At 37.2% G+C, this 25,979-nt stretch carries 28 protein-coding genes and 1 pseudogene; 18 read left to right on the top strand and 11 right to left on the bottom strand.

Features of this window, described 5'->3' with window-relative positions; all coding sequences use genetic code 11:
* Positions 1–207: 207 nt before the first annotated feature.
* Positions 208–351, bottom strand: a complete 144-nt coding sequence (locus PHQ93_RS09650) for a hypothetical protein (RefSeq protein WP_299943715.1) — start codon at positions 349–351, stop codon at positions 208–210.
* Between the two features lie 226 nt (positions 352–577).
* Here PHQ93_RS09650 and PHQ93_RS09645 point away from each other — a divergent pair, with 226 nt between their 5' ends.
* The 10 genes from PHQ93_RS09645 (at position 578) to PHQ93_RS09600 (ending at position 9,952) form a co-directional block, all read left to right on the top strand.
* Positions 578–1,723, top strand: a complete 1,146-nt coding sequence (locus tag PHQ93_RS09645) for a succinyldiaminopimelate transaminase (RefSeq protein WP_299943712.1) — start codon at positions 578–580, stop codon at positions 1,721–1,723.
* On the top strand, positions 1,711–2,220 hold the full coding sequence (locus tag PHQ93_RS09640) for a hypothetical protein (RefSeq protein WP_299943709.1): 510 nt from the start codon (positions 1,711–1,713) through the stop codon (positions 2,218–2,220). The genes PHQ93_RS09645 and PHQ93_RS09640 overlap by 13 nt, the downstream gene beginning before the upstream one ends.
* A complete protein-coding gene (gene murC, locus PHQ93_RS09635) occupies positions 2,217–3,530 on the top strand; it encodes a UDP-N-acetylmuramate--L-alanine ligase (protein ID WP_299943706.1) in 1,314 nt (437 codons plus the stop codon). The genes PHQ93_RS09640 and murC overlap by 4 nt, the downstream gene beginning before the upstream one ends.
* Positions 3,531–3,860, top strand: coding sequence for a hypothetical protein (locus PHQ93_RS09630; protein ID WP_299943703.1), 330 nt, complete (start codon positions 3,531–3,533; stop codon positions 3,858–3,860). It begins immediately after the preceding gene.
* Entirely contained in the window at positions 3,851–6,073 is a 2,223-nt protein-coding gene (locus PHQ93_RS09625) for an endonuclease MutS2 (RefSeq protein WP_299943700.1), read from the top strand. The genes PHQ93_RS09630 and PHQ93_RS09625 overlap by 10 nt, the downstream gene beginning before the upstream one ends.
* 17 nt (positions 6,074–6,090) lie before the next feature.
* Positions 6,091–6,777: a response regulator transcription factor gene (locus PHQ93_RS09620; RefSeq protein ID WP_299943697.1), complete on the top strand. Its 687-nt coding sequence runs from the start codon at positions 6,091–6,093 to the stop codon at positions 6,775–6,777.
* Positions 6,764–7,942 carry a HAMP domain-containing sensor histidine kinase gene (locus tag PHQ93_RS09615; protein WP_299943694.1) on the top strand — a complete coding sequence of 393 codons (1,179 nt, stop codon included), beginning with the start codon at positions 6,764–6,766 and terminating at the stop codon, positions 7,940–7,942. The genes PHQ93_RS09620 and PHQ93_RS09615 overlap by 14 nt, the downstream gene beginning before the upstream one ends.
* 53 nt (positions 7,943–7,995) lie before the next feature.
* Positions 7,996–8,187, top strand: a complete 192-nt coding sequence (locus PHQ93_RS09610) for a hypothetical protein (protein ID WP_299943691.1) — start codon at positions 7,996–7,998, stop codon at positions 8,185–8,187.
* Positions 8,188–8,405: 218 nt separating this feature from the next.
* Positions 8,406–8,642, top strand: a complete 237-nt coding sequence (locus PHQ93_RS09605; protein WP_299943688.1) for a hypothetical protein — start codon at positions 8,406–8,408, stop codon at positions 8,640–8,642.
* 110 nt (positions 8,643–8,752) lie between these two features.
* Positions 8,753–9,952, top strand: a complete 1,200-nt coding sequence (locus PHQ93_RS09600) for an NAD(P)/FAD-dependent oxidoreductase (protein ID WP_299943685.1) — start codon at positions 8,753–8,755, stop codon at positions 9,950–9,952.
* On the opposite strand, the gene hypB is transcribed toward PHQ93_RS09600, so the two are convergent.
* Both hypB and PHQ93_RS09590 read right to left on the bottom strand, forming a co-directional pair.
* Entirely contained in the window at positions 9,949–10,704 is a 756-nt protein-coding gene (gene hypB, locus PHQ93_RS09595) for a hydrogenase nickel incorporation protein HypB (protein WP_299943682.1), read from the bottom strand. The two genes, PHQ93_RS09600 and hypB, sit on opposite strands and share 4 nt — an antisense overlap.
* Positions 10,704–10,877, bottom strand: a complete 174-nt coding sequence (locus PHQ93_RS09590; protein ID WP_299943679.1) for a hypothetical protein — start codon at positions 10,875–10,877, stop codon at positions 10,704–10,706. Before PHQ93_RS09590 ends, hypB begins: the two co-directional genes overlap by 1 nt.
* Positions 10,878–10,964: 87 nt before the next feature.
* On the opposite strand from PHQ93_RS09590, the gene PHQ93_RS09585 reads away from it, so the two are divergent.
* From PHQ93_RS09585 to PHQ93_RS09555, 7 genes and pseudogenes are all read left to right on the top strand, one after another.
* Positions 10,965–11,438 carry an NAD(P)H-dependent oxidoreductase subunit E gene (locus tag PHQ93_RS09585; protein ID WP_299943676.1) on the top strand — a complete coding sequence of 158 codons (474 nt, stop codon included), beginning with the start codon at positions 10,965–10,967 and terminating at the stop codon, positions 11,436–11,438.
* Positions 11,435–13,048, top strand: a complete 1,614-nt coding sequence (locus tag PHQ93_RS09580) for a NuoF family protein (RefSeq protein WP_299943673.1) — start codon at positions 11,435–11,437, stop codon at positions 13,046–13,048. Before PHQ93_RS09585 ends, PHQ93_RS09580 begins: the two co-directional genes overlap by 4 nt.
* Positions 13,041–13,760 (top strand): 2Fe-2S iron-sulfur cluster-binding protein, encoded by a 720-nt coding sequence (locus tag PHQ93_RS09575; RefSeq protein ID WP_299943670.1) that lies wholly within the window; start codon positions 13,041–13,043, stop codon positions 13,758–13,760. Before PHQ93_RS09580 ends, PHQ93_RS09575 begins: the two co-directional genes overlap by 8 nt.
* 134 nt (positions 13,761–13,894) lie before the next feature.
* Positions 13,895–14,227 (top strand): annotated as a pseudogene (locus PHQ93_RS09570) (ORF6N domain-containing protein).
* A gap of 56 nt (positions 14,228–14,283) precedes the next feature.
* Positions 14,284–14,835, top strand: a complete 552-nt coding sequence (locus tag PHQ93_RS09565) for a hypothetical protein (RefSeq protein WP_299943669.1) — start codon at positions 14,284–14,286, stop codon at positions 14,833–14,835.
* Between the two features lie 2 nt (positions 14,836–14,837).
* The gene (locus PHQ93_RS09560) at positions 14,838–16,268 is read left to right on the top strand and encodes a Ni/Fe hydrogenase subunit alpha (RefSeq protein ID WP_299943666.1); all 1,431 of its coding nucleotides are present in this window, start codon (positions 14,838–14,840) and stop codon (positions 16,266–16,268) included.
* Entirely contained in the window at positions 16,268–16,681 is a 414-nt protein-coding gene (locus PHQ93_RS09555) for a hypothetical protein (RefSeq protein WP_299943663.1), read from the top strand. The genes PHQ93_RS09560 and PHQ93_RS09555 overlap by 1 nt, the downstream gene beginning before the upstream one ends.
* Before the next feature lie 25 nt (positions 16,682–16,706).
* On the opposite strand, the gene PHQ93_RS09550 is transcribed toward PHQ93_RS09555, so the two are convergent.
* The 5 genes from PHQ93_RS09550 to PHQ93_RS09530 form a co-directional block, all read right to left on the bottom strand.
* Entirely contained in the window at positions 16,707–19,367 is a 2,661-nt protein-coding gene (locus tag PHQ93_RS09550) for a glycosyltransferase family 2 protein (RefSeq protein WP_299943660.1), read from the bottom strand.
* Between the two features lie 192 nt (positions 19,368–19,559).
* Positions 19,560–20,165 carry an ABC transporter substrate-binding protein gene (locus PHQ93_RS09545; RefSeq protein ID WP_299943657.1) on the bottom strand — a complete coding sequence of 202 codons (606 nt, stop codon included), beginning with the start codon at positions 20,163–20,165 and terminating at the stop codon, positions 19,560–19,562.
* A 2-nt stretch (positions 20,166–20,167) separates the two neighbouring features.
* Positions 20,168–20,959, bottom strand: coding sequence for a VacJ family lipoprotein (locus tag PHQ93_RS09540; protein ID WP_299943655.1), 792 nt, complete (start codon positions 20,957–20,959; stop codon positions 20,168–20,170).
* Between the two features lie 2 nt (positions 20,960–20,961).
* Positions 20,962–21,531: a recombination mediator RecR gene (gene recR, locus PHQ93_RS09535; RefSeq protein WP_299943652.1), complete on the bottom strand. Its 570-nt coding sequence runs from the start codon at positions 21,529–21,531 to the stop codon at positions 20,962–20,964.
* Positions 21,516–22,631 carry a murein transglycosylase A gene (locus PHQ93_RS09530; protein WP_299943649.1) on the bottom strand — a complete coding sequence of 372 codons (1,116 nt, stop codon included), beginning with the start codon at positions 22,629–22,631 and terminating at the stop codon, positions 21,516–21,518. Before PHQ93_RS09530 ends, recR begins: the two co-directional genes overlap by 16 nt.
* 76 nt (positions 22,632–22,707) lie before the next feature.
* Between PHQ93_RS09530 and dnaJ the strand changes: the two genes are divergently transcribed.
* On the top strand, positions 22,708–23,832 hold the full coding sequence (dnaJ, locus tag PHQ93_RS09525; RefSeq protein ID WP_299943646.1) for a molecular chaperone DnaJ: 1,125 nt from the start codon (positions 22,708–22,710) through the stop codon (positions 23,830–23,832).
* Between the two features lies 1 nt (position 23,833).
* Here the strand turns inward: dnaJ and PHQ93_RS09520 are convergent, their stop codons facing one another.
* From PHQ93_RS09520 to PHQ93_RS09510, 3 genes are read right to left on the bottom strand one after another with little or no spacing between them, the layout of a single operon-like run.
* Positions 23,834–24,187, bottom strand: a complete 354-nt coding sequence (locus PHQ93_RS09520) for a DsrE/DsrF/TusD sulfur relay family protein (RefSeq protein ID WP_299943643.1) — start codon at positions 24,185–24,187, stop codon at positions 23,834–23,836.
* A 15-nt stretch (positions 24,188–24,202) separates the two neighbouring features.
* Positions 24,203–25,498, bottom strand: coding sequence for an adenosylmethionine--8-amino-7-oxononanoate transaminase (locus PHQ93_RS09515; protein ID WP_299943640.1), 1,296 nt, complete (start codon positions 25,496–25,498; stop codon positions 24,203–24,205).
* A 5-nt stretch (positions 25,499–25,503) separates the two neighbouring features.
* Entirely contained in the window at positions 25,504–25,854 is a 351-nt protein-coding gene (locus PHQ93_RS09510) for a hypothetical protein (protein WP_299943637.1), read from the bottom strand.
* Between the last annotated feature and the right edge of the window lie 125 nt (positions 25,855–25,979).

Genomic DNA, 25,979 nt, shown 5'->3' with positions numbered 1-25,979 from the left:
AACTCTCTTATCTGTCCGCTTGCTTTGCCTTGTGCAAACATACCGTTTAAATCTTCCGCCGCATTAACATTTAATGAACCAAGAAGACCAATCGTCACTGTACTCAATATCAATTTTTTATTCATCTAAGTTTTCCGTATTTTAAATAATTTCGAACAATAATACCTTATTGTTATTTGAACTTTGATTAGGACACATCTAAAAACCCTAGTCACCTTCAGCGATAGAGAGAAGTTCACAATCAAGGCGACTCTTTGAAGCCCTAGCCAAAGCTAAGGCAAAAAGAGGCAACGCAGAGTGTGGGCTTCTCTCTATCGCCCTGCGGGAGGGTTCAAAAAAGCGACATGGCATAAAACTTTTTATCGCCTTAGCTTCGGCTAAGACTCAAAAAAGATTTTACACCATCTCATCTTTTTTGATTCCCTCTGAAGATGACTAGAGTTTTTAGAAGTGTCCTTTAATAAAATTTAATTTTTTTGTTAAAATTAGGAAGCTATAAAGAGTTTGAAGCCTTTCATTAATTTGCCTTTTATAGATTTTAGATATAATTGCGCCTATTATAAAGGGCAGGAAAACGATGACTTTTGAACCATATCCATTTGAAAAATTAAACAATTTACTCCAAAATATAACACCAAATAAAAAGTATGAGCCATCTGTTTTAACTATCGGCGAACCGCAATTTGAAACTCCCAATTTTATACAAAAAGCGCTATGCGAAAACTCTTCACAACTAAGAAAATATCCTAAAACTGCGGGAGAAGATAACTTAAGAGTTGCGCAAAGAGGATTTGTTAAAACAAGATTTGGGGTTGAGCTTCGTGATGAGCAGATTATCCCTACTTTTGGAACGCGTGAAGTCCTTTTTAACTTTCCTCAATTTTTGTTATTTGATATAAAAAATCCCGTAATGGCTTTTACTAACCCTTTCTATCAAATCTATGAGGGTGCCGCAATTGCCAGCAGAGCTAAAGTAATTCACTTAAATCTAACTCCTGAAAACGATTTTAAGCCCGAAATAAATGAAGAAATATTATCTACTTGCGATTTGGTAATTTTAAACTTTCCAAACAATCCTACAACGGCTACGCTTACTTTAGAAGAGCTAGCAGAGTGGGTAAAACTCGCACTTAAACACGATTTTGTACTCTTAAACGATGAGTGTTACAGCGAAATATATACTTCAAAGCCTATTTCATCACTCCTTGAAGCTTCACTTTACGCGGGAAATGAAACATTTAAAAATATTTTAGTCATCAACTCTATCTCAAAACGCTCATCCGCTCCGGGGCTTCGTTCAGGTTTTATTGCAGGAGATGAAAATATCTTAAAAGAGTATATCGACTATAGAACTTACATCGGCTGTGCCTCCCCTCTTCCTCTTCAAAGTGCCGCTGCGGCTGCTTGGAGCGATGAGAAACATGTAGCGGTTGCAAGAGAGATTTACAAGAAAAATTTTGAAGCGGCATATGAGATTTTGGGTATTGAGATTCCCGAAGCTACTTTTTACATCTGGCTAAAAGTTCCCTCTCCTTTAGAATTTACAAAAAGACTCTACCGTGACTATAATGTAAAAGTTTTACCCGGAGAGTATTTGGCAAGAGACGATGCAAACAGAGTCAATCCCGGCAAAGAGTTCATTAGAATCGCACTGGTTGAAGATGTTGATAAAACCAAAAACGCCCTACTAAGAATCAAGGAGGCTCTAGCATGCAAAGAGTAGAAGAGTTAAAAACAAAGGTATTAAATGCACAGCAAAATGGAGATATCGCCTCTCTTTTCGTACTAGAGCAGCAAGCACATGAGCTATTTGACGAAGATACGCTTAACGACTTTTATGCGAATATCCTTGATCTGGCGTTAGAGAGACTTACCGATACGCTCGAAGCTCACAGAGTTATGGATATGAATGAAGTTCAGGATTTTGCAACGATTAGAGCGCTTTACGAATACGCAATAGAGCATTATAGTGCCGGTAAAATTTCAGACGCAAGCGCACTCTTTGAAGTGCTAAGCGGGCTGAGCAACGACAAAAAGTTCTCATCGGCTCTGAAATTTCATTGGATTGCTTCAAAAGAGAATATCTCACTTGATGATTTTATTGAAAATATTGCAGACATTGAAGCAACGCAAAATGCAGGTACATTTTATATAAGTTGTTTTAGCAAAGAGGCACAAAAATTGCTAGATAATTCCCAAATAGACGGGAGTAGCGAATGAAGATACATTTTATCGGAATCGGCGGAATCGGCATATCGGGTTTGGCACAATATATGCACTATAAAGGGCATGAAATCAGCGGTTCGGATATTTCCGATACCGTCATTACAAAAAAACTCCGCAAATTGGGTATAACCGTTACCATTCCTCATGATGCGTCTGCTATTGCTAATCAAGATTTGGTTATCCATTCAGCGATTATTCGTCCCGACAATCCTGAAGTAGTCGCTGCAAAAGCAAAGGGTATTGAAGTTCTTGCCCGCCGTGAAGCACTGCTGCAGATTTTAAACAACTCTAAAGTCTACGCTGTTGCGGGTGCTCACGGAAAAAGCACTACTACCGCGATTTTAACTTCGATTATGGACGGTTCTTCAATCATCGGTGCAGAGTCAAAAGCATTCGGTTCAAATGTCAGATACGAAAAAGATAACAGCATTATGATTTTTGAAGCTGATGAGAGCGACGGCAGTTTTTTAAACTCAAACCCGTATTGTGCAATCGTAGTAAACGCCGAGCCTGAACATATGGAGTACTACGACTACAACTATGAACTTTTTTATGATTCATACAAGCGCTTTATAAAATCAGCCCAGTATCGTGTTTTAAATGCCGAAGATAAATTTTTAAGTACGCTTGTTGGCGAAATAGATGCCGACTGGCTCTACCCAAGCCGTGACATTACAAACATAGAATTCATTCTGATAAATGACGAACCGCATACAAGATTTACTCTTAAAGATTTAGGCAGTTTTGATGTTTGGGGATTTGGAAAGCATATCGCTCTTGATGCGGCTTTGGCTATTTTAGCGGCAAATGAGTCTATGGATATTGAACTGATAAGAGAGAAGATACTTACATTTAAAGGTATCAAAAAAAGATTTGACATAGTCGGTGTTGAAGAGGGAAGCGTCATAATCGATGATTACGGTCACCATCCTACAGAGATAAAAGCGACATTTGAATCAGTCAAAGAGTATGCACTTCTTAAAGGTTTTGATAAGATTACCGCAATTTGGCAGCCTCATAAATACTCTCGTACCATAGATAATCTCGAAGAGTTTATAAACTGTTTTGAGGGCGCATGTGAGCTTATCATCCTGCCTGTATGGGCCGCAGGTGAAGCAATCAGAGAAATTGATTTTAAAGAGAAGTTTAAAAGATATAACCTGACAATGGCAGACAATATCTCAAGAGCAGATAACACGATTACCGTTATGAAAGACAAAGAGGCGCTTAAAATCTTAGACAAAGGTCTTATCATCGGTTTTGGCGCAGGCGATTTGACTTATCAGATAAGAGGAATCGCTTAAGTGGCATATATAGCCGGAATTGTAATCGCAGGACTCTTTTTTTTGGCTCTGCACTATTTTACGGAACTGACAAATAAACAAAAAGCATTGATTACGGTAGTAGTTCTATCTATTGTTTTATCGGCGATTGCATTTAACAGTTACAGCAATGCCAAAAGCCAAAAGATGCTAGATGTCGTAATGAAGTTTAATCAGCACAACACTATCACATGTAACGGTGTGAGCGTAAACGATGAAAACTACACTCTAAGCATAGGAACATACACATTTATAGGCAAAAAAGAGACTCCGTTTTACGGTCAAATGATTAGCGCTTCTACATGCAAATAGAAAAAACTTCAAAAATTGATACTCTTATCAATCAACTTGATTTAAGCGATCATATAAACTCATTTAAGCAATTTTTTTCTCGTGAGAGTTCGCTCTATATTGAGGGAGACCAAGAGCTTCACTACCGCTACATCAAAGCGCTTGATACCATAGAGTTTAAGGCTCCTCCTAAAGTTGCAGACTTTACAAATATAAAACTTCATCTTCAAAAGCACGGTGTGTTGCAGTTTGAGCAGATTTTTGAAATCGTAAAAGTCGTTAGATATTTTCGCTATTTTAAAAACAGAGAACTAGAAGGTATCATCGGCGAATGGATGGATAAGTTTGTCATTGAGCCGAAGTTTTTTGAGGTTGAGAAGTACTTTACCCATGACGGTAAATTTGAAGAGAATCTCGACGAAGTGCTATTTGGTTTGGGTGCAAGAATAAGAGAGCATAAAGCCAACATGAACAGCTCGCTTAAGAGACTTACATCAAGCCCGAAACTCTCACCGTATCTCATAGATACACAGGTGCATCTCATAAACGACGAAGAGTCTCTTTTGGTTCGCGGCGGTTTTAACCATGTGTTAAAAGGTGCCATAGTCGGCAGAAGCAGCAGCGGCGGTTTTTATGTATCACCCGATAGCATACTAAAATCAAAAGAGCAGATTCGCTATATCGTCCAAGAACGAGAGGCGATTTTTTACACTTATGCAAAAGAGTTTTCATCCAAACTTGCCGAACTTTTACCGTTTATCTCATTTTGCGACAAAGAGTTCACAAAGTTTGACAACTATCAAGCCAGAGTTTTGTTTGCAAAGAGTAAAAACCTTCAACTTATAAAATCGAAGAAAGATTCTAAAATCATCTTAGATAGCTTTATCCACCCTGCTCTTCACCACGCAAAACCTATATATGTTGATTTTTCAAAAAATATTTTGATGATTACCGGTGTAAATGCGGGCGGAAAAACTATGCTTTTAAAGTCGATTTTAAGTGCTGCTTTTATGGCAAAATATATTATCCCTATGAAGCTGAATGAACACAAATCTCATATCGGCGGCTTTAAAAACATTTTAGCGATTATCGACGACCCTCAAAATGTTAAAAACGATATCTCAACTTTTGCAGGGCGTATGCAGGAGTTTTCTAAAATATTTGAGTATAAAGACGCACTTGTCGGAGTCGATGAGATTGAACTTGGAACAGATAGCGACGAGGCTGCGGCACTCTTTAAAGTTATACTTGATGAATTGATTTTAAGAGGGCAAAAGATAGTCGTCACAACGCACCACAAACGACTTGCCGCACTTATGGCTGACCGTGACGATGTAGAACTTATGGCGGCGATTTACGATGAGCAAAACAGAGTTCCGACTTATGAGTTTATGCACGGAATCATTGGGAAAAGTTACGCTTTTGAGACCGCCAGCAGATACGGAATCTCAAACAAAATAGTAAATGAAGCAAAAGCAGTATACGGCGACAACAGCGAAAAACTTAATATCCTTATAGAGAGAGGCTCACAGTTAGAGCGGGAGTTGAAACAAAAACATCAAAAAGTTGATGAAAAGTTAGAGAGTATAAAAGCCAAAGAGCTTGAGTTAAAAGAAGAGAAACAGAGAGTTTATGAAGAGCTAGAATATGAGAGAAATGCCCTTAAAGATAGTTACGAGAGTGCGATAAACGAAGCTAAACTTGCTGCCCGCGCGGGAGACACAAAAGCTATCCACAGAGCTATGAACAAAGCCAATCAGCAGCTCCCGCTTGAGAAAAAAGAGCCGCAAATCGCACAAATAGCAGAATTTAACATCGGCGACAATGTAAAATATCATAGCAAAAAAGGCGTAATCGTAGCTATGAAAGATAAAAATGAGGCGATTGTAGAAGTTGACGGAATGCGTGTCAGAGTTAAAACAAAAGAGCTTAAACATACGCAAATCATACATCAAAAACCTCGCACGGATGTCAATTTACAAGTACAAAGAAGAGCAGGACTAAAATGCGATTTGCACGGTATGAGAGCGGAAGAAGCAACGGAGGTACTGGACAAATTTATCTCTGACGCGCTTATAAACGGCTGGGATGAAGTCATCGTTTATCACGGTATCGGGACGGGAAAACTCTCTTATGCAGTCAAAGAGTTTCTAAAAGCACATCCAAAAGTAAAAAAATTTGAAGATGCACCGCAACATATGGGCGGTTTTGGGGCAAAACTTGTCACCCTTTAATAAAAAATGAGAAAACAATGAGAGAAAAAGGCTCAAAATTACGACTTCTTGTACTTGAAGACGACTTATTGATATGCGACATTATGTCTGAATTTTTAAACGGATGCGGCTATGAAGTCATCTGTGTGAATGACGGCAACGAAGCAATAGACAAAGCATATGAAGAACATTTCGATGCATTTATCTTTGATGTCAAAGTGCCTCTGATGAATGGGTTTGATGTACTAAAAACACTCAGAGAAGCAAAACAGGAAGCGCCGGCGATTTTTGTGACATCGCTAGCTAGCATAGCTGATCTATCAAGAGGGTATGATGCCGGATGTGACGACTACATAAAAAAACCATTTGAATTAAAAGAACTTCAACTGCGTCTTGAAAAATTGATTCAAAAATCTTTTTCTACAAACAACAGTAACAAAATAACTCTTACTCAGACATGGTCGTTTGAACCAAACAATGGAAAACTATTTAGTGCTAATGAAGAGCTTTTTTTAACAAAAAAAGAGACAAAATTACTCAATATACTAATTTCACATAAAGGTAAAATGGTATCTAATGAGCAAATTATTGCCAGTGTATGGAATTATGACGATGAAGCAACTGAAGAAAATCTTCGTACCCACATCAAAAAATTACGCAAAATATTAGGAAAAGAGATTATTCAAAATGTGCGAAAGCAGGGATACCTAATTGTTACAAGCTGAAAAAAAATCACTCATCCAATTTGTATCTGTTTTTGTCGGACTAAATATAATTTTTTTAATTATATTATCTACTCTTTATTACAACTATCAAAAAAAAATATATACAGAAATTCTGCAAGATGAGATGATATACTATACCGAAACAGCCTATGAATCAGTATATTATGCACAAAATATAGCTGATTTGGATGAATATTTACTGCACCATCCAAAATTTGATATTGCTATGATGGACAAAAACAAGAATATCATATATCCAAATCCTGCTCCCTTTAAAGTCAAGTTTAAACAAGGGTTTTTTAGAGAAGATACCCACTATTTTTTTATTAAAACTATTGAGCTAGAAAATATCGAAAATATTCACTATCTTATAGTCCGAGGGGATGCGATAGACGATGAGTTAAATAAAACAAAACAAACAATACTTATTGTTTTGATTTTTTCTATTGTATTTTTTGGTGCAGTAATATTTATTTTATCAAAAATTTTCTTGCGTCCTCTGCGTCAATACATTGAACTGCTAAACAAATTTATCACGGATGCGATTCACGAGCTAAACACTCCTATCTCTGTCCTCTCAATGAGCCTTGAAACAATGGAAGTAGACGAACTAAGCCAAAAAAATCTAAAATCTACAAATCGTATGTTAATCGCAACAAGAACGCTCTCACATCTCTATAACGACCTAACATTTACAATGTTCTCCTCCGAGCACTATCCTGTTCAAAAAACAGATCTCAAAGAGCTGATTTTGCAACGAATAGATTATTTTATGCCCTTAGCCTCTACAAAAAATCTTAGCTTTACAAAAGAGCTAAGAGAGTGCGAAATTATGATTAACGAGCGACTCATGGGCAGGATTATTGACAATCTACTCTCAAACGCTATTAAATACAACAAAAAAAATGGAAATATAAAGATAGAATTGAATGAAAATTCGTTTAGCATTTCAGATACAGGAATTGGATTTGACCAATCAAAATCAAAAGAGATTTTTGAACGCTACAAAAGATTTGATAACTCAAACGGCGGTTTTGGGCTTGGACTTAGTATCGTAAAATCATTGTGTGATTTATACGATATAGAGATTGAAGTAGTATCAAAAAAAGATATCGGAACAACTTTTACTCTAACTTGGAATAATTCACGAATAATTCACACTTAATAATATAAAATTCCTCTACACAAAAAGTGTAAACATCAAAAAAGGATTAATTTATGAAAAAAATTATCGCACTTGCTATCGTTCTTGGTCTAACTACTTCAGCTTTCGCTGCAACTCCTAAATCTGAAAGAGGTGAAAGAGTAGAGAAATCAGAAAAAACTTCTCACGCTAAAAAAGCTAAAAAAGCTAAAAAAGCTAAAAAAGCTAAAAAAAACAAAACAGCAGAAGAAGCAACTTCTAAGTAATCTCTAAGAGCGGCACGATTGTGTTGCTCTTCCTTTCTCTCAATCGTTCGATTCATTTCATCTTAATATCATTAAAATCCATTTAACGCAAATATGTTACAAAAGTAGTCATTAAAATAAGATTTACCATCTTTTGAGGTAATTCACGAATAATTCCACATATAATGCTATAGAATTACTTTACACATGATGTGTACACACCAAAAAAGGATTAATTTATGAAAAAAATTATCGCGATTGTTCTTGTTCTTGGTTTAAGTTCACTATTCGCCGCAGGCGGTCATAAAGCTGAAAAACCTGAAAAGGAAAAGAAAGAAAAAAAGGAGAAAAAAGATAAACCCGCTGAAGCTTCAGCAGGCGCTAATCATAGAGCAACTCGTGCCATTCCTGCGACACCTGCTACTCGTACAACTCCTGCAGTTCCGGCAACTCCTGCAGTTCCGGCAGCTAAATAATTCCCAAGAGCGGCACGATTGTGTTGCTCTTATGAATTACTCAACCTATTTATCTTAACATCTCTCATATTTATAGTACAATCCTTATAATTTTTAAAAAAGAGTATCTTGTGTTAAAAGAAAAAAAAGTAGCAATTATAGGCGGTGGAGCAAGCGGGCTTTTGTGTGCAATATTTTGTGCAAAAAAATCTCTAAGTGTTGATGTTTTTGAGCAAAATGCAAAATGTGCAAAAAAGATTTTAGTATCAGGAAACGGTCGTTGCAATATCACAAATAAAAACCTAAGCCCAAATGATTATTTCTCGCAAAATCCATCGTTTGTAGAGTTTGCACTTAAAGAGTTCGGATTTGGCGAGTTTGAGAAGTTTTGCGATAGCATAGGTCTTTTGCTTGATATTAAAGATGACGGAAGAGCTTATCCGCTCAGCAATGAAGCAAAAAGCGTAGCTTCTCTTCTTTTAAGCAGTGCAAAAAGTATCGGTGTAAATATCCATACCGATAAAAAAATTAGCGATATAAAAAAACTATTAAGTGAGTATGACTTCGTCGTAGTAGCAACCGGTTCAGAGGCAGCCTCACATCTTGGCGGAAACAGAGACGGCTTAGAGTTTGCAAAAGAGTTTGGGCATAACATCATCCCGACATATCCATCTTTGGTACAACTTCATCTAAACTCCAACATTGCAAAAAAAATGAGCGGAGCCAAGATAGAGAGCGAAGTCACACTGCTAATCAACAACAAAAAAGAGCTAACTTCCAGCGGTGATATACTCTTTACCGACTACGGAGTCTCAGGCTTTGCCGTCTTAGATATATCTCAAATGGCTAGTACAGCTTTGATGGAGTTTTCGCATGTAAGCATATCCGTAAACCTGCTTCCAAACTTCAACGCTCAAAAACTATCAACTCACATAAGCAAACTCGCAACCTCATCGCCAAAAATGACGATTTTCGATATTCTCATCGGGCTTGTTCCGACAAAAATAGCCTCAGGAATTTTAGAAGAGTTGGATATTTCAGCCTCTTTATGCCAAGATGAAATCGGCATAAAACTTGCCAAAAAAATAGCAAATCAGATGTTAAACTGGCGATTTGATGTAAGCGGTACCCACGGCTTCCGCCATGCAGAGGTAAGCGGAGGCGGAGTTGATACAACTGAGATAAACCCAAAAACTTTTGAATCACTTAAACAAAAAAACCTCTATTTCTGCGGCGAAGTGCTTGATGTTGTCGGTCGCCGCGGAGGATACAATTTTGCTTTTGCATGGGCAAGCGGATATTTGGCTGCAAAACATATAACTAGAGCTTAAGCCCGCATCCCTCTTTTAAACTCTATCCAGTTTAGGACTCTTTTTATAGAGTCGTCATCTTTTATGTTTACTTCTAAGATATCGACATTCGGTTTTAGTTTTCTCGCCTCTTTTTTCTCTGCTTCCATATCAAACTCTATGTAAGGCAAAAGGTCGGTTTTTGTAATGAGTATCAAATCAGCTTTGCGAAACATTACAGGGTATTTTGCTATCTTGTCATTTCCCTCAGGAACACTTACGAGGACTATATTTAGGTGTGTTCCGACATCGTAAGAAGCGGGACATACAAGGTTGCCGACATTTTCCACAAAACAGACATCTACCGTATCTAAATCGATATTATGAAGCGCCTTATGAACCATAAAAGCGTCCAAGTGACATGCGCTTCCCGTTTGTATCTGATAGGCATCTACTCCTTTGGCTTTTAGTCTATCTGCATCTTTTGAAGTCTGTAAGTCGCCCTCTATAACGGCAAATTTAAACTTAGACAACTCTGTAAACTTCTCTAAAAGTGCAGTTTTTCCGCTTCCGGGAGAGCTCATAATGTTTATCGCCAACACTCCGTGACTCTCAAAATGAGCTCTATTATGAGAAGCTTCATGGTCATTTTTGTCTAAAATCTTCTCTATAACGGCTATGGTTTTTGCGTCGTTTAACTGAGGGTTTGCATGTATAGTTTGCATATCGTGAGAATGCTCGTGAGAGTGTTCATGTCTATGTTCTATTATCCCGCATCCGCAATCTTTACACATTATCTGTTATCCTTAAAAAATTTATCATAAACAAAATAAGCGCCGACTAACCCGACTATAAAGAAAACAAAATACTCTGCATGTAATGATGAGAAAAAGTGCAGATGCTCATGCTCTTTGCCGTGAGCAAACAGAGTGCTAAATATTAGTTGAAAAATTACTATGTATTTCATAAAAGTACCGCCATTTTATAAAGATTAGACTATTTTAATCAATTGTTCCTTATAATAGAGGAAGTTTCCTACAAAGGATATTTTGAAATGTCAATAGCAACAGACGATAGATATAACACACTTGAAAAAAGCATGAAAAAACTCGGGTATGACAAAAGTGCTCTCATTGAGACTCTTCATACCGCGCAAGAGACATTCGGGTATTTGGGCATCGATACTCTAAAGTTTATAGCAAAACGGTTAAGACTTCCCTACTCAAAAGTTTATGGCGTTGCTACATTTTACAACTATTTCAGACTTAAACCAAAAGGCAAGCACAATGTCGTCGTTTGTATGGGAACTGCCTGCTATATAAAAGGCTCCAATAAAATACTCGAAAAAATCGAACAAAAATACGGTATCAAAGTCGGTGAAACAACCCCCGATAGTGTTTTGTCGCTTCTAAGTGCAAGATGTTTCGGTTCATGTTCTCTTGCTCCCGTAGTTGTTTATGACGATGTGCCAAAAGGCAAAGTGACTATTGAAGACTCTTTATGTGATATAGAGGAGATGATAAAATGATTACATCTTTAAATGAGTTAAAAGAACTCGCCGATAAAAAAAAGTGTACCGACGATAACAGCCGCCAAGAGCTAAGAGTCTGTATGGGCAGCAGCTGTATGTCTCTGGGTTCTGCAGAGTTAGGAAAAAGTCTGCAAGATGAACTGCAAAGCAGAGAGCTAAATGATAGGTACAAAATAAAAAGTGTCGGCTGTAGCGGACTTTGCGCAAACGGAACACTAGTTTCTCACTGCAATGGCAATGAAAGCACTCTATATGAAAAAATCACGACTTCAGACGCAAAAGATTTGGTTGATAGCATCCAAAACGGCGGTTTGCTTAAAGATAAAATGTGTGATATCGCTCAACCGTTTTTTGCAAAACAGACCAAAATAGTCCTTGAAAATGCCGGAATGATTGACCCCGATGAGATTGAAGACTATATAGCTCACGGCGGATATATAGCACTATTTAAGGCACTTGACGAGATGACGCCAAAAGAGGTTATAGAAGAGGTAAAGATAAGCGCTCTGCGCGGTCGCGGCGGTGGAGGTTATCCGGCGGGTATAAAATGGGAGAGCGTCTCAAAAGTTATCAGCGAACAGAAGTATATAATCTGTAACGGCGATGAGGGTGACCCCGGAGCTTTTATGGATAGAGCAGTTATGGAGTCCGACCCGCACAGAGTGTTAGAAGGAATGGCGATTGCAGGTTATGCATGCGGGGCAAACAAAGGTTATATCTATGTTCGAGCCGAATACCCTTTGGCCGTCGAGAAATTAAGCAGAGCTATAAAACAAGCAACAAAACTTGGTATTTTGGGAGAGAATATCGCCCACAGCAACTTTAGTTTTAGTATTGAGATTCGCCTCGGTGCGGGTGCATTTGTATGCGGAGAGGCGACTGCACTTATCGCTTCGGTGGAAGGTAACCGCGGCAATCCAAGACAAAAACCTCCTCATTTAACAGATTACGGCTTATGGGGTAAACCTACAGTTCTTAATAATGTCGAGACTTTAGCAAACATTGCACCCATAATTAAAAACGGCGGAGCGTGGTACAAAAATATAGGTACGCAAAACTCAAGCGGAACAAAAGTTTTTGCACTGACGGGACATATAAAAAACACGGGGCTTGTTGAAGTACCCATGGGAACAACCCTAAGGGAGCTTATATATGAAATCGGCGGCGGAATTCCCGATGGAAAAAGATTTAAAGCCATTCAGTCTGGAGGTCCAAGCGGAGGGTGTATTCCCGAAGAACTTTTAGATCTGCATGTAGACTATGAATCCCTTAAAAACGCAGGCTCCATTATGGGAAGCGGAGGTTTGATAGTTATAGATGATAGCTCAAATATGGTTGAGATTGCACGATTTTTTATGGATTTTTGCAGGAGTGAGTCTTGCGGAAAGTGTACGCCTTGCCGCGTAGGAACAACAGAACTTACACTCCTTTTGGATAAATTTATAAAAAAAGAGGCAACAAAGAGCGATTTTGAGCTCTTAAAAGAGATGTGTGAAGTACTAAAGAGCGCAAGTCTTTGCGGACTCGGGCAAACGGCGCCAAATCCGGTTCTTAGCACCATAAAATATTTTGAAAGTGAATATCTTGAAGGAATTGGCGATGATTAGAGAAAAAGTCAGGGTTAAAACCTTTAAGATAAACGGCGTAGATGTCACGGGGCAATCAAACCAAACCATACTTGAAGTTGCACGCGACAACGGCATTGAAATTCCGACACTCTGCCACTTAGAAGGTCTTAGCTGCGTCGGTTCATGCAGAATGTGCATAGTCGAAATAAAAGGAAGCCGTGAGCCGACTCCTGCATGTACGGCAAAGATAAAAGAGGGAATAGAGGTAACGACTAACTCTTCAAAAATTGAAGCCACAAGAAAGATGATACTCTCGATGATGTTTAGCGAGCGAACTCATACATGCAGTACTTGCGTCGCAAACGGAGATTGTGAACTTCAAAACAAATCGGTAGAACTTGAACTGCAACACAGCCAAGTTCCATATCTAAATAAAAGATTTGAGATAGACGCTTCACATAAAAACTTTGTAAACGACCCAAACAGATGCATATTGTGTACGAGATGTATCCGTGTCTGTGATGAGATTGAAGGCGCACACGCGCTTGATTTGGCAGGCAGAGGACTGAGCACAAGAATAATTCACGATATGGATGAGCCTTGGGCAGATTCACAGAGTTGTACAAGCTGCGGCAAATGCGTCTACGTCTGCCCGACGGGTGCACTTTATGAAAAAGATGTCAGTGAAGAAGAAGTCATCAAAAAAAGAGGGATTATTTTGGAGCTTGTGAAAAATAGAGGTAAATATTAAATAAAGTTTTTATTAAAAACCCTCGGCTAAATCTCAAGGATGAAGGCTTACGAGGGAATTACGGCAATCTAGTTTTTATAGGTGCTTAATATGACAAAATGCAATATTTTTAAATAAAAATCAAATTTTCTGTTATGGTTTCGTATCTTAAAAATCTAGGAGCAGTGGAGATGGATACAAAAAACCAAGCTTTAAATAATATTGTCGTAGATGATAAAATATTTATTATCAGAGGTATTCAAGTAATGATTGATAAGGATTTAGCCGAACTTTATCAAGTTCAAACTAGCAGATTGAATTAACAGATTAAAAGAAATATAGAAAAGTTTCCAGATGATTTCATGTTTGAGCTAACAGATGATGAAAAAAATAATCTTATCGCAAAATGCGATAACCTACAAAAACTTAAATTTAACCCATCAAAAATTTTTAGAATTGGCGAGTTCTTTAAGCGGGAGTTTGTTTGATAATTAACTACTCATAAATTTGTTATACTATTCTCTTTACAACAGAGGTAAAACAGATGGAAAATTCTCCAAAAAAATTACGCCTTGCAACTATTTGGCTTGACGGCTGTTCGGGATGTCATATGTCAATCTTAGATATGGACGAAAAACTCCTTGAAATAACTCCATTTATAGATGTAGTTTTCAGTCCCTATGTCGATGCAAAAGAGTTTCCGCCGAATGTTGATTTAACCATAGTTGAAGGTGCTCTCAGCACCGACCATGACATAGCGATAATAAAAAAGATAAGAGAAAACTCAAAACTCATACTAGCTCTTGGAGATTGCGCGATTACGGGAAATATTTCGGCTATGAAAAATCTCTTCGGCAGTGATGCGGTTTTGCAAAAAGGTTATTTTGACTTGGCGGATATAAACGAGAGCAAAAAGTACCCCTCACAAATAGTTCCCAAACTCTTAGATAAAGTTTTGCCTCTGCATGAAGTCGTAAAAGTCGACTACTTCCTGCCCGGTTGCCCTGCTCCGTACAAAGCTATCTACGAGATGTTAAAAGCGCTCATTGAAGGCAGAGAAATAAATATATATGAATATACAAGATTTGGAAAATAGTTATGGAAAATAAAAAAATCATAATCGACCCAGTAACCAGGATCGAAGGACATGCAAAAATCACAATCGACCTTGATTGTGATGGCAAAGTAGAAGATGCAAAGATACATGTAACTCAGTATCGCGGTTTTGAGAAGTTTTGCGAGGGTAGGATGTATACCGAAATGCCCGCAATAACAGCCAGAACTTGCGGAATCTGCCCCGTTAGTCATGTCGTAGCCTCCACAAAAGCCATTGATGAGATTTTAGCCGTTACTCCACCCCAAGCCGGCATAAACATAAGAAAAATCATAAATCTAGCTCAAATACTCCAGTCACATACGCTAAACTTTTTTCATCTCTCAAGCCCTGATTTTATATATGGTTTTGACGCGCCAAAAGAGGATAGAAATATCTTTAAGATGATGCAGACACATCCCGTAATGGCAAAAGACGGCATAATATTAAGAGCTTTCGGGCAAAAAATCATAGAAGAACTTGGAGGAAAAAGAATCCACCCGACAGGCATAACTCCCGGCGGAGCGGCTAAAAAGATTGAAGAGTCACAAAAAGAGATGATACTTAAAGAGATTCCAAATGCTATGAAAATTGCACAAGGCGCACTTAAATATTTCAAAGAAAATCTTCATAAGTTTCAAAAAGAGATAGACTCATTTGCAACATTTCCATCTCTGTTTATGGCTCTTATAAACCCAGACGGAACCTTAGAACATTATGACGGGGTTTTACGCTTTATTGACAGTGAGGGGAACATCCTTGAAGAGGGAATTGACCCACAAAATTACAAAGATTATATAGGTGAAGCGGTAGAAGAAGATAGTTACCTAAAATCACCGTACTACAAACCTTTAGGCTATCCTATGGGAATGTACAGAGTAGGAGCATTGGCAAGACTAAATATTGCATCAACTTGCGGAACTCCTTTAGCGGATGAGGAGCTTAAAAATTTTAAAGCACTCGGTGGCGGCAAACCTGTTTTAAACTCATTTTACTACCACTACGCAAGGCTTATCGAGATTATTTACGCCATCGAGAAAATAGAAGAGCTTTTAAATGACGATGAGACAATAAGTGAAACCGTAAGAAGAACCTCAAAAGTGAGTAAAAATAGAGGTGTCGGATGTTCGGAAGCTCCAAGAGGAACTCTCTTTCATGAGTACCATGTTACAAAAGAGGGAGTAATAACTGCCGTAAACCTTATCATAGCGACAGGAAATAACAACCTCGCTATGAACGCAGGGATAAAACAGGCGGCCCTTGCGTTTGTAGACGGCAATAACATAACGGACGGAGCATTAAACAGAGTCGAAGCCGTCATCAGATGTTTTGACCCGTGCCTTAGCTGTTCTACTCATGCACTCGGAATTGTCTCCTCAAAAATAGAGGTGCGCGACCATAACAAAAACATAATCAAAGTGATTGAGCGAAACTAATGAGAATCATCATTGGATATGGCAATGAGTTAAGAGGCGAAGATGCTTTTGGAGTCGATGTTATAAAAGAGCTGCAAAAACTTTCTCTAAAAGATACAAAACTCATTTCAGTTTTTCAACTAACACCGGAGATAGTTTTAGAGATGCTTGATGCAGATGAGATAATCTTTATAGACACGTGCAGTAATGAAAAAAATCACTACAAATTAGCATGTTCTTTGACTCAGCAAAACGGTTTAAATCTAAGCCACCATATAGCACCAAAAACTATTATCTACATGTTAGAAAGTTTATACGACAAACGCCCGAGCTTTTTTATCTATTCCATGATGAGCAGCAGTTTTGATGAGATAATGGATTTAAAGAAGTATAGAGAGTGTGTGGATATAGTCGTAAAGCATTTATTAGACTAAGGTCAAAGCCACATAAAAAAGCTATCTAAGCTTTTTTATAGGAACTCGTCTCAATCATTCTAAGAATAATAGCTGAAATATACGGGATACTTTGCACCAACAGAGTTAAAGAAAAGATATAAACCTCTACAATTCTTTGATGATTCGTCATAATAAGCGCTATAAATGAACCTATAAGAAGTACAGATAAAATAATCTCGTTCTTAATAGGATTTTCTAAAGACTTCTTACTATTTCCGCCTTTTTCTGTTCTCTTAAACGGCAAGCGATCTTTTACAAATCCATCAAATACTGCTTTAAAAATCGTAAGCTGCAGACTCATAGCCGCAATTGCACCCAAGAGTGAATGATAAAAGTTTGCCTTAACTCTTGTTCTATAAAGCACAAAAGAGTGAATAACATTAACTATAAATGCAGTCAAAATAGGTACGGTAAGAGCAATAGTCGGAATTGTCACTCCGACAAATATAATTACAGGAACCCAAATTATATTTAAAATCGAAGTAACTGTTCCAAGTGCATCAGAGAGCCAAAAAAACCATCCGGTAACAAAATGATGCTTTTGAGCACGAGTCAGTGTTTTTGAAGATGGTTTAAAATGCTGCCAATGTTTTTTAAGAATCTGTATTGCTCCGTAAGCCCAACGATGACGCTGATTTTTGAAGGCTTCAATCGTATCAGGCAGTAGACCAAAACCGTATCTGCGGTTTGTATAATGTCCCATATAACCTGCTTCAAAGAGTCTAAGTCCCAGCTCACTATCCTCAACTATGGTATCTGTATTCCATTTACCTACCTCGTTAAAAGCGCTTAAGCGTATTAAAAGCATAGTACCATGAGCAACGATAGCATTTTCTTCGTTGCGCTCAACCATTCCAATATCAAAGAAACCTGCATATTCTGCATTCATTGCGGTTTTTAGAAGTGATTCATTGCCGTCTCTGTGATCTTGTGGAGCTTGAACCAACGCAACTTTTGAATCATCAAAAATAGGTACCAAATCAATAAGCCAATTTGGACTAATAACATAATCGGCATCTATAACTGCTAAAATTTCACTCTGCGGGTTTGTAAAATCAAGCGCTTTGTTTAATGCTCCTGCTTTAAAGCCCGTACACTCTATATCGAGATATACAAATCTTGATCCAAGTTCTTGGCATAAAGCTTTTATCGGCGCTTTGTAGTAATCTTCAGGCGTATTGTTGATAATAACAAGCACCTCATAATTTGTGTAATTAAGTTTTGATAGTGCAATAAGCGTCTCTTCTAAAACAGCGGGTTGCTCTTTATAGGCAGGCACATGTATACTCACAAACGGTACATGATTTGATTTGAGATCAAGCGGAATAAGTCTTTGAGGGCGTCTTCCGATTGTACATTTAAAGAGCTCATTTGCTTTAGCCAATGTAATTAATGTTAGAGGTACCATGAGAATCGAACCCATTCCCCACATAACCCATTTACCGAAATTCATATAATGAACAAACGGATAGACGGCAGACATAACTATACCAAAAGAGATACCCTGCGCAGCTAAACCGTAAGTCATAGCATGCAAGAAATTAACATGTTGATTTCTAAGTCCAAAGAAAGTAAAAATTGCGCCTATTAATGCAGCTACTACCATTTGAGTAAACCAATACGGCTCTACAAGGACTTCTCCTTGCATCTCAAATTTCTGATGGCGATTTGCATCAAAAACACCCCAATATTGCCCTACACTACCCTCGTCAACCCCTTTCCAAGGTTGGTCAAACGCTTCAATAAGATTATAGCTAAATCCCTCTTCTTTAGCTAAAACTAAAAATCTTCTAATGATAGTTGCCTGATTTTCGGGACTTGCTACGGAACCTTGATTGTTATATCCTTGACTAGGCCATCCAAACTCACCGATGAATATAGGCTTATTTTTATATGCATCAGCTACTTTTTTATATATCTCTTTAAAAAACGATTCAAAATTTTCGGCTTTTATTTTTTCCCAATAAGGAAGAATATGTATATTTATAACATCGACTTCTTGAACTAAATCCGGATATAGTAACCACATATTCCAAATTTCTGCAGTAGTAACCAATATTTTATGTTCTTTTTCTTTGGCAGCTTTCTCTTTAGCGGCTTTTTCTTTTGCAGCTCTTGCTTTTCTATCTTTTTCTTTAGCAATTTCTTCTTTAGCGGCTTTAGCTTTAGATTCTCTATCGGCTTTAACCACATTATTAGTAAATTCTTTAAAATCTTTAATAAAAACAATTAAATCCTCAGGTGATAAATCATCGCGAAGCAATACCTCATTTCCGACAATAACGGATGCCAAATTCTCATGGTAGGATGTTATAAGACTTTTTGCTAATGCTATCTCTTTTTCGTTATTCTCTGCAACAGGAGAGAGCCAAAGACCCATATGTGCTTGCATTCCAAGCTTTTTTACCGCAGGCATTACTCTTTGTGAATCTTCGGCAGAATAGAGACGAACTTTGTTCGTAAATTGCTTAAGCAGAGTTAAATCTTGTACTATCTCTTCATCGCTAAGAAACTCTTTATTATTGCTTTTTTTATACGGTGCGTAAGATAGAGATTCTATAATATTATCAGCATCAGGCGGAGAGATAAACTTCTTGTCGCTATTTAGCCACAAAAAAACTTGAAGCAGTGAAGCTAATAGTAATGAGCTTATAATGTATTTCAATGGATTTCCTAAAAAAATAAAACGAATTGTATACCAAAATTTCGAAAAATGTTGCTTAATAAAAAAAATTGTACCGTAAAATTTAATTTACGGCGAAGCAACTACCAAAAACAGCCCATTTAACTCTTTAAAATTTCAAATATTAAGAAGCGCTCGGCATTAAAAAATTGCCGAGAATATCCATAAATACAACTATGATTGCTTAGATAAAGCATCCATTAGTTCGGTTATACTTTTTGTTTGCAAAAACTCTTTAAATTGAGCTATATCTGTTTTAAGTATGCTAACTCCTAAAATCTCTACATCATATATCAGCCAGTTATCTTTATCGCTTCTCTTCTCTTTGGGTTTATGAAATTTATAAACAATTTCAAGTTTTTGTTCTTTACTTACAAGATCTGTTACAAAAGCGATTCTACCCTCTTGCGATTGATCTATTTTCTTAACTTCAACCTTTTCATCTTTATAAGCATCTATTTTTGATGAGTATGATTGTTTCATTCGCTCCACATAAAGCGCAATAAACCTATCTTGATTCTCTTTTGAAAGTTCCTTCCACTTATTTCCTAAGCTAAGTTTTGCCATAAGCTCAAAATCAAACATCGGCGTTAAGCACTTTATGATATTTCCATTTCTGCTGTCTTTAGATAATTTTTTATCTTCAACTACTAAAATAACCTCATCAATTTTTTTTAAAAAATGCTTTTTTAATTCTAACTGCTCATTTGCTGCCAAATTTTGTCCAAATACTATTATAAAAAATAGCATCAACATTACATTTTTATACACTTTTTTCATTTTTACTCCTTAATCTGTTTATTTCTGTATTGCTCATACACATCTCTTAAATACGGGTACAAATCTACCGCATCTTTTCTCATTTTTTCATATCGATCCATATTTAAGGACATATAATTTACATTTTCCAATGACTTTGCCTCCAAATACTCTGCCAAAGTATCCGTTAATGTCCAATATCTTCTCTCATTATAATCAATCGGACTAAGCAGCGAATCAGGATAAAGACTAATCATATCTCTTAAGTTTGATGGACCAAGAAGCGGCAAAACTATATGTGGACCGCTGCCTACACCGTAAAACCCGAGCGTCTGACCGAAATCCTCTTCATGCGCTTGAAGTTCAAAACAACTCTTTGCCGGATCAAACAATCCAGCGATACCGACAGTAGTGTTAAGAACAAATCTAGCACCCTCTTCAGAGGCATATGAGAATTTTCCTTGAAAAATATTATTGGCAAAACGCATAGGAAAATAGAGATTATTAAAGAAATTTCTTACACTCTCCCTTATCTCGACGTGCAACACGGCTTTATACCCCTTTGAAACAGGTTTAAGTACATACTCATAAGCACCGTCATTAAAGCCGGTCATAAATCTGTTGTACCCGCTAAAGGGGTCATAAACTTCTTCTATTTTAAACTCGTCGGAAAACTCCTCAACATCACCGTTTACGGCATTGTTCTCTTTTACTTCATAAAGAGCTTCTGCACTTGGTTTTTCAATATTTTTTGAACTGCATCCTGCAAAATTTAAAATTATAGATAAACATATCGTCAAATAAATAAATCTCAAATTTATACCTTTACCCTGTCTGCCAATGCCCTAGTTAGAGACAATAAATCTATATTTTCTAAACTCACTCCCGTCGGAACGCCCTGAGCGATTTTCGTATAGTTTATATCAAAATTACTTAATTTATCTTCAATATATAACATAACGGCATCATTTGAAATAGAAGGAGTCAATGCAAAAACAATCTCTTTGACTCCTGAACCGACTAATTTTTCTAAACTTAAAAAATTCAACTCAGCTAAAGACTCCAGAACAAAATATCTACCGTCAAAAAGTCCATTCTCTTCTAAAAGAAGTATATCTTTTGCATTTTCTACTATGCAAAGAAGCGTCTCATCTCTACTCTCATCGCAGCATATAAAACATAAATCATCTTCACTCATTCCGCCGCAGGAGCTACACTGCTTTAGTGTTCCTAAAGCCTCTTCTATGGCATGAGAAACTTTCATTCCGATAAAACTATCTTTCATAACCATATGATACGCTAATCTTGTTGCCGATTTTTTCCCTATGGTAGGTAGTTCTTGCAGTGCCTCTACAAGTTTATTAAATTTCTCTAACGAGCTTCGCACATGCTCTCTTTTTGGTTATTTTTCGGCAATAATATCCATAATTTCAAAGGTGCCTTTAATTTTCCGGCACTATTTCCCGCTTCATCCCCGTAACCGAAAAAAAGGTCGGCTCTTACGCACCCTTTTATAGCCCCGCCGGTATCTTGTGCTATAACTATTCTATTTAAATCTTTCTCTTTGGTATCCGCACTAAGATAGAGCATACTTCCAAGAGGAAGATATCTCTGATCTACCGCGACTGAGCGATTTGGTGTTAAAACAACTCCAAGCGAGCCTGTTGCGGGTTTATCTTTCTTTTTAAAAAAAACCATGGATTCATTTTTATTTAGTAAATCATCGACTTTAGTCGGATTTTTATCACACCACTCTTTTATGCCTTTCATAGACGCCTGAGCATAACTCATTTCACCGGCGTCAATTAGGTATTTTCCGATAGAGCTGTATTTATATCCGTTTAGATTGTCAAAGCCTACATAAATCACCTCACCGTTATCAAGCCGCACCCTTCCCGAGCCTTGCACCTCTAAGAAAAAAAGATCTATTCTTGAATCGACATAGCAAACTACATCCGCGTCCAAAGCTTTACCGTTAAGCTCTTTTCTTGTGTAGTAAGGTACCACTTTATTGCCGTTAACTCTACCTCTTAATCTATAATTTTGCAACTCCGGATATTGTTTGGCAAAATCAACAACGACCAAATCTCTCGGTGTTGCATATACCGGATAAATATATGGTCCTTTTTTTGTAAGCGAACCTTTCAATAACGGTTCATAATAACCCGTTAAAAGTCCATCTTCTTTACTATCGGTCGTATCAATTTTATACGGTGTAAAATTTTGTGTAAAAAACTTTTTTGCATCCGTCGTATTTGCACCTCTACTGCACAACTCTTTATAAAGCACTTTTGTTTTACTCGTTTTACAGCTTTCAAGAAAAGAGCTTAAAGCTTTAGAATAATCTTCATTATCCCAATTAGGCAACTCCTCAAAGCTACTCTCGGAAATATCCGTTTTAGGCGTCTCTAAAAGAACTATTTTTGGTTCTTTCGAACAGCCGACAAGGAGTAAAATAGTAATTAAAAATAGGATATTATGTTTCATAAACGCAATTATACATACATTAAATTTAAAACGATATAATTGCGAAAATTTTAAATGTTAGGATATTTAATATAATATGCAGGATTTAAGCTATTACGAAATATTAGAAGTCTCAAAAGACGCAGACCAAACAACAATTAAAAAAGCATATCGAAAAATGGCTAAAATTTACCATCCGGATAAAAATCATGGTGATAGTGAAGCTGAGAGCAAATTTAAATTATGTAACGAAGCGTACCAATGTTTAAGCGACGACAAACAAAGAAGTATCTATGATCGCTACGGAAAAGAGGGACTTACCGGAATGGGCAGCCGCGGTCGCTCATCAGGCGGATTTGACGACCTCGGTTCAATGTTTGAAGAGATGTTTAATGGTTTTGGAGGCGGAGGTTCTCGCCGTCGCCAAAATCCGGCAGATATGGAAAAATACAATCTTGATATGAATGTCAATATGAGCATTAGTTTCAATGAGGCTGTTTTTGGATGCGAAAAAGAGATAGAGTTCAAGTACAAAAATTCTTGTAACAGCTGTAAGGGCACCGGAGCAAAGGACGGCAAGCTCTCCACATGTCACCAATGCAGAGGACAAGGTCAAGTTTTTATGAAACAGGGCTTTATGACATTCTCGCAAACTTGTCCGGTATGTCAGGGAACAGGTTCTGCACCCTCAGCTCCGTGTCAAAGTTGTGACGGCAACGGCTATCATGAAGAGAGAGGCAATGTTACGATTAAGATTCCAAAGGGAATTGATGACGGAAATCGCTTAAGAGTCTCAGGAAAAGGAAATATCGGCAAACGCGGAACCAGAGGTGATTTGTATGTTACTTTTAGCGTAAAACCCGACAAACATTTTCAAAGGGACGGAAATGATATCTATATCGCAATTCCGGTATTTTTTACTCAGGCAGTTGCAGGTGAGAGCTTGACAATTCCATCACTTACGGGCGAATTAGAGCTCAAACTTGATATTGGAACAAAAGATAAACAGCACTTTGTATTCAAAGGCGAAGGTATAGATGATGTCCACGGACACGGCAAAGGAAATTTAATTGCACAAGTCAACATCACATATCCGAATAAACTAAACGATGAGCAACGCGAGCTTATAAAAAAACTTCAGGAGTCGTTCGGAATAGAATCCAAACCGCATGAGAGCGTTTTAGATTCTGCGATTGAGAAGATGAAGAGCTGGTTTAAGTAAATTAAAATGTTAAAACTTGCTTGCTTTGAACAACCCAGTCTGAGAGAACCTGCATAGTTGATGATACTTTTTCATCAAAGTATGGTTCATTTTTAAAGATCCCACATCTTGCATTACAAGTTCCGCAAGCTTGCAATGCAACTCCTTTTTTGTAAAGTTCTTTTAACATCAAAACCAAGTCATGATCATAACTATCGGGTTTTAATGTTTTATCTCTTGCCAAATCAACCGCATCATTCATTAAAAAAATATTTACATCTTCTCCATTTTTATGTAGTGTTGAAGCCAGACGCAAAGCATTCCAAGTAACATCGGAACCATCATACGGTTCATGATTTAATATAATAGTAATCATTTTTACTCCTAACCCTTAAAGTAATTTTATAGCCTCATAAGCGGTATCCATCATCTTGTCGCACTCATCTTTAGTTATGATATATGGCGGCATAAAATAGACTACATCTCCAAGCGGGCGCAATAACACACCATTATCAAGTCCGTATTGATAGACTTTTAGCCCTATTCTATCTTCAGGTCTATACCCTTTTAACTCTACCGCACAAATCATTCCCGTTTGTCTAACGGATGCAACATTTTTTAGCTCTTTAAACTTTGAGAGTTTTTCGCTCATATACTTTGTGGTTACTCTGTTTTTTTCTATAACGTTATCTCTCTCAAAGAGATCAAGAGTAGCATTTGCTGCGGCACAAGCAAGAGCATTTCCGGTATAACTGTGAGAGTGTAAAAAAGCTTTATGTTCATTATAATCACAGTAAAATTTAGCATAAATTTCATTTGTTGTTAGCACGACTGAAAGCGGTAAATAGCCGCCTGTTAAGCCTTTGGATAAAACAAGAAAATCTGGTGTTATGTTAGCGCTATGACATGCAAACATCTCTCCAGTCCTGCCAAAACCTACCATAACTTCATCGGCAATCAGATGAATATCGTATCTATTGCAAATTTTATGTACTAAAACCAAAAACTCTTTATGATACATATGCATAGAACCGGCACCCTGCACTAGCGGTTCTAGTATAATCGCACTTATCTCATCGGCTCTTTTGCTACACAACTCTTCAAACTGATCTGCAGCAATTTTAGCAGCCTCCAAACTCATATCTTTTGGTACCGGAGTTTGAATACTTTGAATCAGAAGCGGCTCGTAAGTATCTTTATAAAGTTTTACATCACCCACACTAAGCGCACCGATTGTTTCACCGTGATATGAGTTAGTGAGCGAAACAAAAACACTTTTCTTTTTACCGCTGTTTTTATGAGCATGAAAACTCATCTTTAACGCGATTTCAACAGCACTTGAACCGTTATCTGCATAAAAACATTTTTTTAGACCATCGGGTGATAGTTTTACAAGCCTCTCGGATAATCTTACCGCCTGTTCATGCGTAAAACCCGCGAGTATGACATGTTCAAGCGTATCTAACTGCTCTTTAATCTTAGAGTTTATATAACCGTTTGTGTGACCGAAAAGATTAACCCACCAACTGCTTATAGCATCTATGTAGCTGTTACCGTCAAAATCTTCTAAATAAACCCCGTGAGCTTTTTTAATAGGAATAAGAGGAAGAGTTTCATGATCTTTCATTTGAGTACAAGGGTGCCACAAAACATCCAAGTCTCTACTTTTTAACTCAAAATTAGTCATATATCTTATCTTTTTAACATAGAAGCTTCATACTCTTGTGTGTAATTAAGAGCAGTACACGAAAGAAGTCCGTATAACTCCATCTCTGTTCCGCTTACATCAAAAAGCTCTTCTCCCTCTTTACCTAAAAATATAAATTTTTCATATTTATGATTGTCTTTACCTATATACTTTGAATAAACTACATAATAGACATCTTTAAATCCGGGTGTATTAGAACATGTTTCAAGATACTTTTCACATGTTTTATCAACACTTTTTATCTCTAAAACATCGGACTGAATCGTATTTAGTAACACTTCGGGTAATTTTGGTAACTCTTCTTTAATATTTGAATATTTTGCAATACTACTCATAAAAAATCCTTTTTTGACTCTCTGTTTTGATTTTACCACCTTTTCAATTATATTTCTATTATTTACACCTATTTAAGAAGTTTAAACTCTTTTTATCAAGGTTTAATACGAATTTACCTAAAATT

Origin of the sequence: Sulfurimonas sp., assembly GCF_028714975.1 — a bacterium.
Lineage (GTDB): Bacteria > Campylobacterota > Campylobacteria > Campylobacterales > Sulfurimonadaceae > Sulfurimonas.
This window is presented reverse-complemented; position numbering and strand designations above follow the sequence as displayed.